12 protein-coding genes and 1 pseudogene are annotated in these 13116 nt (G+C 36.2%); 3 read left to right on the top strand and 10 right to left on the bottom strand.

Annotated features, from left to right (window positions below; genetic code table 11):
* Positions 1 to 10 precede the first annotated feature (10 nt).
* Both DLJ74_RS16690 and DLJ74_RS16685 read right to left on the bottom strand, forming a co-directional pair.
* The gene (locus DLJ74_RS16690) at positions 11 to 688 is read right to left on the bottom strand and encodes a FadR/GntR family transcriptional regulator (RefSeq protein WP_245902370.1); all 678 of its coding nucleotides are present in this window, start codon (positions 686 to 688) and stop codon (positions 11 to 13) included.
* Positions 685 to 1377, bottom strand: coding sequence for a FadR/GntR family transcriptional regulator (locus tag DLJ74_RS16685; RefSeq protein WP_109985302.1), 693 nt, complete (start codon positions 1375 to 1377; stop codon positions 685 to 687). The genes DLJ74_RS16690 and DLJ74_RS16685 overlap by 4 nt, the downstream gene beginning before the upstream one ends.
* A gap of 213 nt (positions 1378 to 1590) precedes the next feature.
* On the opposite strand from DLJ74_RS16685, the gene DLJ74_RS16680 reads away from it, so the two are divergent.
* From DLJ74_RS16680 to DLJ74_RS16670, 3 genes are all read left to right on the top strand, one after another.
* Entirely contained in the window at positions 1591 to 2460 is an 870-nt protein-coding gene (locus tag DLJ74_RS16680; RefSeq protein WP_109985301.1) for an N-acetylneuraminate lyase, read from the top strand.
* 69 nt (positions 2461 to 2529) lie between these two features.
* Positions 2530 to 4053: a sodium:solute symporter family protein gene (locus DLJ74_RS16675; RefSeq protein ID WP_109985300.1), complete on the top strand. Its 1524-nt coding sequence runs from the start codon at positions 2530 to 2532 to the stop codon at positions 4051 to 4053.
* A gap of 237 nt (positions 4054 to 4290) precedes the next feature.
* Positions 4291 to 5097 (top strand): MurR/RpiR family transcriptional regulator, encoded by an 807-nt coding sequence (locus tag DLJ74_RS16670; protein ID WP_109985299.1) that lies wholly within the window; start codon positions 4291 to 4293, stop codon positions 5095 to 5097.
* A gap of 37 nt (positions 5098 to 5134) precedes the next feature.
* Here DLJ74_RS16670 and DLJ74_RS16665 read toward each other — a convergent pair whose 3' ends face one another.
* The 8 genes and pseudogenes from DLJ74_RS16665 to DLJ74_RS16630 form a co-directional block, all read right to left on the bottom strand.
* Complete coding sequence (locus DLJ74_RS16665) at positions 5135 to 5827, bottom strand: N-acetylmannosamine-6-phosphate 2-epimerase (RefSeq protein ID WP_109985298.1); 693 nt, start codon at positions 5825 to 5827, stop codon at positions 5135 to 5137.
* 69 nt (positions 5828 to 5896) lie between these two features.
* Positions 5897 to 6056 (bottom strand): annotated as a pseudogene (locus DLJ74_RS16660) (PTS transporter subunit EIIC); the annotation flags it as partial.
* Positions 6057 to 6382: 326 nt separating this feature from the next.
* Positions 6383 to 8374 carry a methyl-accepting chemotaxis protein gene (locus tag DLJ74_RS16655; RefSeq protein ID WP_109985297.1) on the bottom strand — a complete coding sequence of 664 codons (1992 nt, stop codon included), beginning with the start codon at positions 8372 to 8374 and terminating at the stop codon, positions 6383 to 6385.
* A gap of 239 nt (positions 8375 to 8613) precedes the next feature.
* Positions 8614 to 9258, bottom strand: a complete 645-nt coding sequence (locus DLJ74_RS16650; RefSeq protein ID WP_109985296.1) for a class II aldolase/adducin family protein — start codon at positions 9256 to 9258, stop codon at positions 8614 to 8616.
* 23 nt (positions 9259 to 9281) lie between these two features.
* On the bottom strand, positions 9282 to 10556 hold the full coding sequence (locus tag DLJ74_RS16645; protein WP_109985295.1) for a TRAP transporter large permease: 1275 nt from the start codon (positions 10554 to 10556) through the stop codon (positions 9282 to 9284).
* On the bottom strand, positions 10553 to 11053 hold the full coding sequence (locus DLJ74_RS16640) for a TRAP transporter small permease (protein ID WP_054860263.1): 501 nt from the start codon (positions 11051 to 11053) through the stop codon (positions 10553 to 10555). Before DLJ74_RS16640 ends, DLJ74_RS16645 begins: the two co-directional genes overlap by 4 nt.
* Positions 11054 to 11058: 5 nt before the next feature.
* The gene (locus tag DLJ74_RS16635; RefSeq protein ID WP_054860262.1) at positions 11059 to 12048 is read right to left on the bottom strand and encodes a TRAP transporter substrate-binding protein; all 990 of its coding nucleotides are present in this window, start codon (positions 12046 to 12048) and stop codon (positions 11059 to 11061) included.
* 10 nt (positions 12049 to 12058) lie between these two features.
* Positions 12059 to 13087, bottom strand: a complete 1029-nt coding sequence (locus DLJ74_RS16630; protein WP_109985294.1) for a zinc-dependent alcohol dehydrogenase — start codon at positions 13085 to 13087, stop codon at positions 12059 to 12061.
* Positions 13088 to 13116 lie beyond the last annotated feature (29 nt).

The raw sequence follows: 13116 nt of genomic DNA, 5'->3' as shown, positions 1-13116 counted from the left end.
CATACCCCCCCTATAGTTTTGCTCGTTTTATATGATTATTCAATAACTTCTTTGCTAGTTCCGGGTCTTTGTTTTGAATGGCTTCTATGATGGATTGATGCTCACGAATAACCTGCTGATATTCTTCGGGACTAAGCTGGATGTACTCCGTTTCAAAAAAGTAGCTGTTAATCATATTCGTCATTTGAATAAATAGTGGGTTTTTGGTTGCTTTGAGTAGTTGTTTGTGAAACAACATATCAAATTTTCTGTATTCCTCCATGGTATGAGCAGTTTTACTCTCGATTAAAAGTGTTTGAATTGTTTCCATCTCTTCCATATCGACTTGTTTTACAATCTCTTCTATAGCACTTGACTCAAACATAATACGGAGACTCATAATATCTTCAATCTTGCCTCCGTTTATTTGCCAAAGAAAAAAGAAGCTGTCTAGAAGTGTATCAATATTAGATTCATTTAAGTAGGCTCCCTTTCCTTGAGTAGTCGTTATTACTCCCGTGTTTTCTAAATAGCTTAATGCCTCTCTTACAACAGATCTGCTGACTTGAAACATTTCCGTTAGCCTTCGCTCTGCTGGAAGTTTGTCCCCAGACGATAATTCGTTCTCGATAATATAGTTTTTAATTTCTTGGATCACCATTTTCTTAAGCGAGAATCTCTCCGTACTTTGAATTGGTTCTATCTTCACGATTCTTCCTCCATTTGCTTCATAAATGTGAATATAGGCTTGAAGTGCTGTGTCATCGTTTGTTGTGCTTTACTCAAATTTTTTTCAGCAACTGCTTTTATGATCTGCTCATGTTCATGATAAGATTTCATGAGGTCTTCCTTATTTTGAATAAGGTCCATTTTTGCAAGTAAGAAATATTCATGAATAATTTCACTAAAATGATAAAACGTTTCGTTTTGAGTTGTTTTGATAAGTAACTGATGGAAATCATTATCATATTGGTTTGTATCCTTATTGTTCATGATTGACTGGTAATAGGAATAATTAATGTCGTAAAATTCTCCTAGACGAAAATCTATATTTTTTTCTATGATTAAACGAAGTGCTCCAAGCTCAATCACTTTACGTATTTCCACAAGCTCTTTAATTTTCACACCATAGGTTTCATAGTGATGTTTTAGAATAGAAGTAATGGCATGGAGTTTTGTATCTGCAACAAAAACACCCCCACCAGCCATAACCTTGAGAATCCCCAATGCTTGAAGAGAAATTAATGCTTCTCTAATAACTGTCCTACTTACCTGCAATTGTTCTACTAGTTCCCCTTCAGACAAAAATTTATCATTTGGTTTAAGGTTATTGTCAATAATAGATTTTTTAATTTTTTCGATAACTACGTCCACTAATGATTGTTTTTTTACTTTCATGCTAATCTCCCCATCCATTCACTAAACCATTGATACAATGAGGTTTGTGATGATTGTTATTCATATCATATCATACTGCAATAAAAAAGCCCTTACAAAAAAGGGTTGACTTTTACACATAAGGAAATTATGATGAAGTTACTTCAAAAATTGGTCTGACCATATTATAACCTGAATGAATTTATAAATCAATACATTACTGGAGGGGACAACATGAAAGGAATATTTTCTGCATTACTTGTACCATTTGATGAAAACGGAACCATAAAAGAACAGGGATTACGAGAGATGATTAGGCAAAATATCGATAAGCAAAAGGTAGACGGATTATACGTAAATGGTAGCTCTGGGGAAAATTTTATGATGACTACTGAGCAAAAAAAAGATGTATTTCGAATAGCGAGTGAGGAAAATAACGGGCAAGTAAAGCTGATTGCTCAAGTAGGCTCGATTAATTTACATGAGGCAGTGGATTTAGGGAAATATGCGACAGAATTAGGCTATGACAGCTTATCTGCCGTTACCCCATTTTATTACCCTTTTTCATTTGAGGAAATTAAATATTACTATGAAACGATTATTAATGAAACGAATAATAAAATGATTATTTATGCCATTCCTGCTTTAACGGGTGTATCGATGTCATTACATCAATTTGATGATCTTTTTCAAAATGAGAAAGTAATCGGGGTAAAATTTACGGATGGGAACTTTTATTTATTAGAGCGTCTAAGAAAAAAGTATTCGAATAAGCTAATTTACTCCGGATTTGATGAGATGTTAATATATGGTGCTATTTCAGGTGTGGATGGCGCAATAGGAAGCACATTTAACATTAACGGAAAACGTGCCAAACAAATACTTTCACTTTGTCAGGAAGGTAACGTTTCAAAAGCGTATGATATCCAACATGTAACCAATGATTTAATAGAGGAAATTTTAGACTTGGGTTTATATCAAACACTGAAAGAAATTTTAAAAATGACTGGTATAGATGCTGGAGTCTGTAAAGAACCTTTTGAAGCATTTAACCCCGACAAACTAGAAAAAGTGAGAAAATTAGTAAGTACGTTTGATCTATAAAATGGATGGAAACGGTGCTGTTGGTTTCATGCATCAGCACCGTAAAATATAAATAAGGAGGAATTATTCATGGATAAGGTAGGTTTGGGAGCAATAAACTGGATTGTTTTAATTGTTTATCTAGTATCTATGCTGGGTGTAGGAGTATATTTTACCAAACGTTCGTCAAAAAATACGGATGCTTTTTTTACAGCAAGTGGGAAAATTCCTGCCTGGGCAGCAGGGTTTAGTATTTACGCTACCACCTTAAGTGCCATCACGTTTATGTCCACACCTGAACAGGCTTTTTTAAGTGATTGGTCTTATGCTGCTGGTAATCTAGCCATTTTTGCCATTATCCCAATACTCATTTATTTTTATATCCCCTTTTTTAGAAAACTCAACGTAACTACGGCCTATGAATATTTAGAAGAGCGTTTTGGTCCTTCATTAAGAGTAGTTGGTAGCCTATTATTTGTGCTATATCATATAGGTAGGGTAGCGATTGTTATTTATTTACCTACTCTGGCCATTACATCGGTTTCTAGTATAAACCCAATTATAATCGCTTCTGTAGTTGGTGGGCTATGTATTATCTATACCTTCTTAGGGGGGATGGAAGGTGTTATTTGGAGTGATGTCATCCAAGGCATTTTATTAATTGGAGGAGCAATTTTAGTGCTCGTTCTAGGTATATTAACGATAAATGGTGGATGGTCAACTGTCATAAACGATGCATTAGCAAATGATAAATTAATCACAGCCGATAATTTTAAACTTGGAACAGCAGCTGCTGCCATACCTATTATATTTATTGGATCCATCTTCAATAATTTACATCAATATACTGCTAGTCAAGATGTTGTTCAGCGTTATCAAACAACAAAATCAATAAAAGAAACGAATCGATCCTTATGGACAAATGGTATTCTAGCATTAATCACCATACCGATATTCTATGGAATGGGTACCGTTCTTTTCAGTTATTATTCAAATATGGAGACGCTTCCGGAAGGATTTAATACGTCTGCTATCGTTCCTTACTTCATTGTAACAACCTTACCAGTTGGTGTAGCTGGTTTATTGATTGCTGCCATTTTTGCTGCCTGTCAGTCAACGATATCGTCTAGTCTAAATAGTATCTCTGCTTGTATTACGGTCGACTTTAAACAACGATTTTTTGACAAAGCATTTAGGCTCAATGATGTGATCATAGCGAGACTAGTTATTATCGTTACAGGAACTCTGGGTATGATTGCCGCACTATATCTTGTTTCTACAAATCAAGCGGAAACTTGGAATCTCTTTTTGGCTATGACTGGGCTATTTGGAGTTCCAATTGCAGGAATATTTGCTCTTGGTATTTTCACGAAGAGAGCGAATGCTCCTGGAGTACTGATTGGTTTAATATTAAGTGCCATTACCTCCTACTTTATTCAACAGACTAGTTTTTCACCATTTGCAGTTAGTGTGATGGCTTTCTTTTCATCGTACATTTTTGGATATGTTGCAAGCTTCTTTTTCCCAGCTTACAACAAAAACACTACCGGACTTACGATTTATACAAAAAATGATGATTTTATTAAGTCAGATGTTAAACAGAATATTTCTTAAAAACATTAAAATGAATGCGCTTGAATATTGTAATTTTTAGAATATAAGTCCCAGGATGAAATTTTATATATCTTGGGACTAATTTAATATAGCTATCCCTCATTCCATAATAATCATCCTATTTGATTGCTGAATTGCACCAACCTGTTTTCCTATCAGCAAAAGAATTACGTAGAAAAGTTGCCATTGAAATCTATGTTATAATCAAGATAACTATGGTATTGGGGGAAGCATCACATGAGTTCAATCTTGGATCAAATCCAACTCAATTATCAAACACTTAGTAAAACAGAAAAAAAAGTAGCTGATTATGTTTTAACGTACAATGAGGAATTATTGAATATACATATTAAAGAGCTTGCCCATCAAATAGATGTGTCTGTTGCTACGATTACACGTTTTTGTAGGAAAATCGGGGCATCTAGTTTTGTTGAATTTAAAATTTTATTACGGGATGCTGTAAAAGTTCAGGAAGTAACAGAAGATGTTATTAACAGTGTTCATCAATTTTATGAATCTGTCATTAACTCTACTAACTCCTTATCTAACCTTTCCACTTTTCAAAAAGCTTGTCAATGGATTTTAAAGGCAAAACGTATTCATGCATATGGACTGGGGAGCTCAGGATTGTCGGCTGAAGAATTAAAGTTAAGATTATCAAGAATGGGACTAACGATAGATACACATAAAGACTCCCATGCGATGATTATTGCCTCATCCTTTTTAACAGAAGAAGATCTTGTGATTGCCATCTCTAGTTCAGGGCAAACAAAGGAAATTATTGATGCAAGTGAGCTAGCCAAAAGAAAAAATGCCAAAGTAATCTCTATCTCCAACTATTCAGAAACACCCCTAGCGAATTTGTCTGATCTCATGTTGTACACGGCAAGTATTAAACCTTATCTAGCACAAGGCTTTTTGAATAGTCAGCTTTCCATTCTTTACGTACTAGATGTTTTAAGCATACTACTCACCAATCACCAAGACACGATGAAAACCTATCAACATACCCTTCACGCTCTTGATGAATACAAGAAAATATAAAAAAATGGCAATTCATAAGCGAACTGCCATTTTTTCTTTACTCTAATTCCTTGATTGCATTTGCAAATTTTTCTGTTATCAATTGCGGACGGGTAATAGCACTACCTACCACTGTGAAATCAGCACCCGCTTCCAATACATGTCTAGCCTTATTAGGATTATCCACTTTCCCCTCCGCTACTACGGGGATAGAGACACTCTCTCTGATTTGTTTTATCATAGCAAAATCGTCATCTGCAATATTTTGACCTTTTGTCTCCTTTGTGTACCCTACCAAAGTGGTGGATACACAATCAAATCCTAGTTGCTCCGCCATAATGGCTTCTTCCACTGTTGATATATCTGCCATTAATGCAATATCCTTTGCATGGAGTTTAGCATATTGAACAATATCATTTAAGCTCTCTCCATGAGGTCTTTCATGGTCGGTTGCATCCATTGCGATCATTTCTACCCCCACCTCAATTAGTGCTTTTACTTCTTTCAAGGTCGGAGTAATAAACACTTCGCTATCTGGATAGTCCTGTTTAATAATTCCGATAATTGGCAAGTCCACATTCCTTTTTATTTCTTGTATATCTACAACGGAGTTTGCACGAATACCTGATGCACCGCCTTGCTGGGCAGCAACAGCCATTCTACCCATTATCATGGGTGAATGGAGTGGCTCCTCCTCTAATGCTTGACATGATACAACTAGTTTATTTTTCAACTGTTCGAATACTCTCATATTAACTATCTCCTAACGCTTCTTCCACTTCATTTTTTATTCCAGAAACTTCTGGCCCGTACACTACTTATTAGCAAACACTATATTTCCCGCTGAACTCATAATGGTAGATTGCTTGTAGCCAACCTACATTTAGAAAAGGATATGCCTCTATTGTGGCAGCATTACTGAAAGCCCCACCAATTCCTAATAACAAACCTGCTGCAGGTAATACTGCAATCGGCAACATAAATGATTTACCAAATCTTTGTGCTTTTTCAAAGAAAGAATTATTTTTTTTTCATCATTTCACCTCATTCCTTCATATATATTGAAAATGATTTACACTTTTATATTACTATTGAAAACTATATACATCAAGGTTATTTGAACAATTATTTAATTAAGAAATATTGCTTCTTAATAAAGCTAAATTAGGAAAAGGAAAAAATACATAATCAAGGAGACAACCATTAAAAGAACAAAGGCCAGCTTTCTATTAAGACTGGCCTTTACTCATATTACCGTTTTGTGCGATCACTTTATAGAACGAAGGAAATAAAGCACTTCCGTCTATCATGATAATTTAAATTGTTCCACCGTTTGTTCTAATTCCCTAGCAATTTCGGTAAGTGATGTAGCGAAGTTTGATATTTCTTCCATGGATGCTAGCTGTTGTTCTGTCGCAGCAGAGACATTCTGGGTTTCCGCTGTAGTATTTTCAGCAATATCACTTATTTTCTTAAACGCTTGAGTGAACTCTTCTGCGCCATCTGAGATAGCTTCTACCTTTGATACAACATTTTTAATTTGAGCTGTAATAGTATCTACATAACCAGTAATATCTGTAAAGGACTCCCCTGCATTGTTAGCAACTTCCATCCCTTTTTCCACCTGTTTGTTAGTTGTATTCATCGATTCGACGGTTTGAGTCGTCTCATTTTGGATTTTTCCAATCATTTCTTTAATTTGCTCGGCAGAATGAGAGGATTCTTCTGCTAAATTTCTCACCTCATCCGCAACTACGGCAAATCCCTTTCCATGCTCTCCAGCTCGAGCAGCCTCTATTGCTGCATTTAATGCAAGTAAATTCGTTTGTTCAGAGATATTCGTAATAACATCAATAATATTACTTATTTGTTGAGAAAGATTCCCTAATCCTTCAATCCTATTTGATAGCTGAAGCGTATTTTTCTTAATAGATTCCATTTGAGTTAAAGTTGTCTCGATTGCCTTGTTGCCTTCTTTGACCGCATCCATTGTACGATTAGATGTAGTAGAGACTTCATTCGAGCTAGTTGCAATATCTTGAATCGAAACAACCATTTCTTCAGCCGTTTTTTCACTCGTGGATATTCCGCTAGACTGATTATCCATACCAACAACAATATCCTGAATAGAGGTTGAAATTTGTTCTGTTGCGGTGGTATTTTGTTCTGTGCTGGCATTTAATTCGTCACTAGAATTCGACAAATTATTAGCTTTATCCCGTATATCTTTAATGAGTTGATTTAAATGTTTTCTCATGCGATTAAAGGATTGTGCTAACTGACCTAGCTCACTATTGCCTTCCATACTAATTTCAACACTTAAGTCTCCTTGACTTATTTGATCACTTGCTTTAACTAGCCTGTTTATAGGCATGATAATGGAACGGATAATAAAGAAAACGATGAATCCACTTATAACAATAGAAATTGTGATTACCGTAATCGTTGTATTGAAAATCGGGCGCACTTCTTGGTCAACTTCACTATATAACATCGTTCCACTAATTTTCCAGCCAGTAAGTTCATTTGTTGCAAAAGCCATTTTCTTTTTATCTCCGTCCATCACATAATCAAACTGACCAGAATCGGATGTATATAAATTCTGATAAAAATCTCCCTCAGCCTCCGCTCCAGCGTCTAATGTCGGGTGACTGATCACATGACTTGTTCCATCCAAAAGAAAAAGGTATCCTTCGTTCCCGACTGTCACACTACTAATAATCTTCGCTAAGCTTTCTAGCTCTAAGTTCATTGCAACAACACCTTGATTGTTTGGAGTTGTTTTTGCTATTGTTACAACCACTTCACCTGATGAATTAGATATATATGGATCGGTAATAATAATCTGGTCTTTATTTTCCATTGCTTGCTTGTACCATGGTCGTTCACGTGGGTCATAACCTGGCGGATTTTGAAATGATGTCGGTGCATTCATAAATTCCCCTGTTACGGTACCAACATAGTGTTGTTCTGCTACATCCTCCTTAGCTGATTGAATCGTATCTAGAATATTTCTTGTTTGTGCATCTTTGTCTTGTTCAATATTCTCAGGTTGAATCGTGTTTGATAAATATTCAACACTTTCCATTTGGGCTGATATAAATTCACTAATCGTATCCTCAACAATACTTACATTTTTCTGTGCAGAAGCCATTAATGTTTTCTCAGTTTTGTCCTTTGCACTTTGATAGGAGAACAAACTAATACACAAGCTTGGCACTAATAAAATTAGTACAAAAGATGCGATAAGTTTGTTTCTTAAACTTAAATTAAGCTTCATCTTTTTCTTTTTTTTCAATTTAATTGCCCCCAATAATATATGATATAAAAAAGAAACTTTTTCTATATAAAAGTTCTTCTTTCTATTAATATCGGCATAAACCTTCTTATTCTTGAGAAAAAAATTTATGTTAGATCTAACATATATCCAAAAAAATCCCCACCTATCATTAGATGGAGACTTTTTTAAAGCTTAATTATGCCAATGATTACGTTAGCACATCAATGAAATTAGTTTTTAAAGCACAAGCACACACTTTATTTTTCCCAGTTTCGAACTGGTTTGTAACCTGAATGATGGATAAAATCATGTACAGTTTCTTCACTAAGGCCATTCATCGGTATCCCTTTCTCTAATGCAGTTATATGCATTTTGGCAGAATACTCTAACGTCTGTAATGCAGTACGAGCTTCTTTAAGGTTCACATCACAAACGATGATCCCATGATTTTCTAGTAAAAATATATTCGCCTCTTTTGCTCTATCTTTTACCGCATTCGCAAGTTCCTTACTGCCAGGATTATAAAAAGGCACTCTCGTAACACGTTCTAAATAATACATAGATTCCACAAAGTAATTGGAAGGAAGCTCTAAGTTCGAATTAGCGATTAATGTACTGTAAAATGGTGAAGCATGCAAAACGGAATTAATCTCTGGCCGTTCTTGATAAATTCCTTCATGCATCAAAAATTCTTTGGATGGCTTTTTCCCCTCCATATGCTCTCCTTCTTTACAGTAAGAAAAGTCTTCCATCTCTAGTTCCCCTAAATATGTTCCTGTCGCAGATATTATATAACCATCGTCGCTTCTTCCACTAATATTGCCTGCAGTTCCCCAGGCCAAATCCTTATCCATCATGAATTTCCCTGTTCGTTGAAGTTCCTTTAATAGTTGATTATCCATTTTCCCACTCCTCGTTAGTTTATTTATTTCAGCCATTCCACAAGACTCATTGTCACAGAAGGAATAAAGGTAATAATAATTAAACAAATGAGTATGGCCATATAGAATGGGATTAATCCTTTCGTTAAATGATCAATTCTCACATTACCGATTTTAGATACTACAAAAAGATTTAGTCCAAGTGGTGGAGTGACCATACCGATAGCTAACGTTACAATCATTACGATACCAAAGTGGACCGGATCAAGCCCTAGCTCTACTGCTACAGGTACTAGGATTGGTGCTAAAATAATAATAGAAGCATTCGTCTCCATAAACATTCCGACTAATAGTAGTAGGATCACGACAATTCCTAAGAATATCATCGGACTGTCTGAAATAGAAGTGATAATACCAGCAACCTGTTGTGGTATATTCTCGATAGTTAAAATCCAACTAAACAATCCTGCTGTAGCAAGAATAAACATAATAGTAGATGTCGTTACGGAAGCTTGTGTCAAAATTTCCTTAATGTTTTCTCTAGTAATCGCTTTATAGAAAAATACACTAATTACAAATGCATACGCTACAGCTACACCTGCTGCTTCTGTTGCAGTAAAAATACCACTGTAGATACCACCTAATATGATAACAGGCATAATGATTGCTGGTATTGCTTCTACAAACGCCTTCCATATTTCTTTTCCTGATTTTTTTGGTTCTTTTAAATAATTTCGTTTTTTCGCGAGAATATATACGGTGATGACGAGTCCAATTCCAATAATAACTCCAGGTACCATACCAGCAATGAATAAATCTCCAATGGAAGCACCAACCGCTGTACCATATAAAATTAACGGAATACTCGGTGGAATAATGATTCCTAACGTACCAGAGACCGCTTGAACACCGGAGGCAAGCTCTTTATCATAACCACGTTTAGTCATAGCTGGTATTAAAATCGCCCCTAGTGCAGCTGTAGCGGCAACACTTGAGCCTGATATAGCAGCAAAAAACATCGTAGTTACAACGGTTACAATAGCTAGTCCACCAGGGACATGTCCTGTAATCGCATTCGCTAAATTTATCAAACGTTGCGAGATCCCCCCATATTCCATTAATGCTCCTGCAAGAATAAATAACGGGATAGCCAATAAAGGAAACGAATCAAGTGAAACAAAGGCACGTTGCGCTAATGTAAGCAAAGGAATATCACCTGCAACTAATAGTGCTAGGCTTGAAGATAACCCTAAGGAAATCGCTACAGGAACCCCTATTAGAAATAATATGACTAACGATATAAGTAATACAAATATCATCGAAGCTCACCTGCCATTTCGTCTGTATCATCATTGTTTGGACTCAACAATGCAGCAACAATATTGCAAAGCATGAAAAATGAGCCAAGTGGGATGGCAGCATAAGCAAAAGCCATCGAATATTGTAATGTTGGTGTTGTTTGCCCGATTACAATATACGTTAAATGTGCACCATAATAAGATAATACAAGGCAGAAGATTGCGCTAATCCATAAAACAATTTTTTGCAATCTTTGCTTATTTTTTGCATTAACAATCTCCCACAAAAAGTCGATTGCGATATGCTGATTATGTCTCATTGCTAGGCCCGAGCCTAAAAAGACAATATAAATCATCAAATACTTTGCTAACTCTTCTGTCCAGCTAAGCGGTATATTGATAACAAATCGAGTAGTGACTTGTAAGACAACTAATATTGCTAATACAACTAACAAGAATGAAACCAAATATTTTACCCACTGATTGATATTGTCCATGATTTTCACATACGTATTCATTGGCTTCACTCCCTCATTTCCTGAATAGTGTCATAAAGTTCTCTACCATACTTATTTGCTAATTTTTCATTAACTTCTTGTACAGCTTTTCTAAAAGGTTCTTGATCTACTTCAATAACCTCTACTCCTTGATCCAACATTTCTTGAAGTGCCGCTTCCTCTTCCGAGAAAACGAGTTCATTTTGGTATTCTCGAGCTTCTTTAGCAGCTTCTATTACAGCTTCTTTTTCTTCCTCTGTTAATCCTTGAAATGTCTTTTCACTCATTAACAATTGTACATAACCGAATACATGATCGGTTTTCACCAGATAATCCTGCACTTCATGAATTCTCGCACTTGCCGTAAATGCAATGGGATTCTCTTGGGCATCAATTACCCCTGTTTGTAATGAGGAATATACTTCTCCAAAGTTCATTGGAGTTGGGCTAGCGCCCATTGCTGTCCATCCCTCTACAGAAGCTTCTATATTTGGAACACGAATTTTCACACCTTTTAAATCTTCTGGAGATTCTACTCGTTTATTTGTCGTTAATTCTCTAGGACCACGCAACCAGAATTCTAATCCTCGTACTCCCGTCGCTTCTAACATATCCTCCTGCAATTGCTCGCCTTTGGCACCGTATACAAACTCTTCCAAGTGATCTAAATCTTCAAATAAATACGGTAATTCTAAAATAGAATAAGGTTGATAAAAGTTCGACATTACACCAGCAACAAGCGCAAAATCAACTGAGCCAATTTGCATTCCTTCTATGAGATCACGGTCCGCACCCAAAGTAGAGCTTGGATAAACCTCTACTTTGACTGTACCATTCGTTTTCTCTTCTACTAGTTCAGCAAATTTAACCGAACCTTTATGCCAAGCGTTTGATTCACTTTGAATATGCCCTAATCGCAAAACCTTCGGATCTTGCGCACTCGCTGTTCCTTGATCACATGCTGTTACTAACAAAGCAACTAGTGTTAATAGTAATAAAATGATTTTGGTTTTCATGTTTATTCACCTACTCGAATGAAACAAGTACTTTCACAGAATTATCTTGCTTTTTGTTTACGATGGTGAAGCCTTTGTCGGCTTGTTGATAAGGTAATTTATGAGAAATCACTTTCTCAACATCTAATTCTCCCTTTGCAATAATCTCCAAGGCTTCCTCTGTATCTGGACGATTATATGTCATGCATCCAACTATTTCTTTTTCATTTTGTTGTAGTTGTTCAATATCAACAGACTGTTGGCCATGGAACATAGCTACAGTAACCACACGGCCTCCTTTTCTCAATAAATTCAAGGAATCATTAATAATGCCAGGAACACCAGCAGTGATGAATACTTTGTCGAAAGACCCCTTGTCTAACGTCAGTTTTGCTTCCTGAATCCAGTTCGCATTATCCTTGATATTTATAACATTAGATGCCCCCATCTCTTTTGCTACATCTAAAGAGTAGTCTAAAACATCTGTAACTACAATATCTGTTACCCCTTTTGCTTTCACCGCGATAAGTGTAAGTAAACCAATTGGGCCTGCACCTAAAATGGCTACACGATCCGTTGACTTAATATCTGCCTTATAAGCAGCATGGACCCCAACTGCTAATGGCTCTACCAAAACTCCCTGATCATAACTAACAGAGTCAGGTAATTTAACCGCCTGAGCTTCTGGTGAGACAAAAAATTCTGCCATTGTCCCTAACCAATCACCCATTCCAGGAGCCAAGCGCTCATCGGAATAATTCACATTTCCTGTCATGATTCCTTCACTCTCACCAGTACCGATTTGTGGCTCCACTGTAACACGGTCTCCCACTTTAAAATTCGTCACAGACTCTCCAATTTGTACTACCTCACCCGCAACCTCATGTCCAATAACAACTGGTGGTTTACGGAATGGATGTAATCCTTTATACGTATGGATGTCCGATCCACAAATTCCTGCAACTGCCACTTTAATAAGCACTTCATCTTCTTTTAATACCGGTACCTCAATATCTTTGATGCTAATTTGCTCTGCTGCCTCTACAAATACCGCTTTCATATATGATCTCTCCCTTATATACTATCGAT

It is taken from the genome of Gracilibacillus dipsosauri (genome assembly GCF_003176895.1).
GTDB lineage: Bacteria > Bacillota > Bacilli > Bacillales > Amphibacillaceae > Gracilibacillus > Gracilibacillus dipsosauri.
Note: the sequence above shows the minus strand (reverse complement) of the source record. Positions and strands in the feature narration are given on the sequence as shown.

Coding starts and splice junctions, on each gene's coding strand:
- DLJ74_RS16685 (WP_109985302.1), bottom strand. CDS start 1,377: ATGAAAGTAAAAAAACAATCATTAGTGGACGTAGTTATCGAAAAAATT.
- DLJ74_RS16680 (WP_109985301.1), top strand. CDS start 1,591: ATGAAAGGAATATTTTCTGCATTACTTGTACCATTTGATGAAAACGGA.
- DLJ74_RS16675 (WP_109985300.1), top strand. CDS start 2,530: ATGGATAAGGTAGGTTTGGGAGCAATAAACTGGATTGTTTTAATTGTT.
- DLJ74_RS16670 (WP_109985299.1), top strand. CDS start 4,291: ATGAGTTCAATCTTGGATCAAATCCAACTCAATTATCAAACACTTAGT.
- DLJ74_RS16665 (WP_109985298.1), bottom strand. CDS start 5,827: ATGAGAGTATTCGAACAGTTGAAAAATAAACTAGTTGTATCATGTCAA.
- DLJ74_RS16650 (WP_109985296.1), bottom strand. CDS start 9,258: ATGGATAATCAACTATTAAAGGAACTTCAACGAACAGGGAAATTCATG.
- DLJ74_RS16645 (WP_109985295.1), bottom strand. CDS start 10,556: ATGATATTTGTATTACTTATATCGTTAGTCATATTATTTCTAATAGGG.
- DLJ74_RS16640 (WP_054860263.1), bottom strand. CDS start 11,053: ATGAATACGTATGTGAAAATCATGGACAATATCAATCAGTGGGTAAAA.
- DLJ74_RS16635 (WP_054860262.1), bottom strand. CDS start 12,048: ATGAAAACCAAAATCATTTTATTACTATTAACACTAGTTGCTTTGTTA.
- DLJ74_RS16630 (WP_109985294.1), bottom strand. CDS start 13,087: ATGAAAGCGGTATTTGTAGAGGCAGCAGAGCAAATTAGCATCAAAGAT.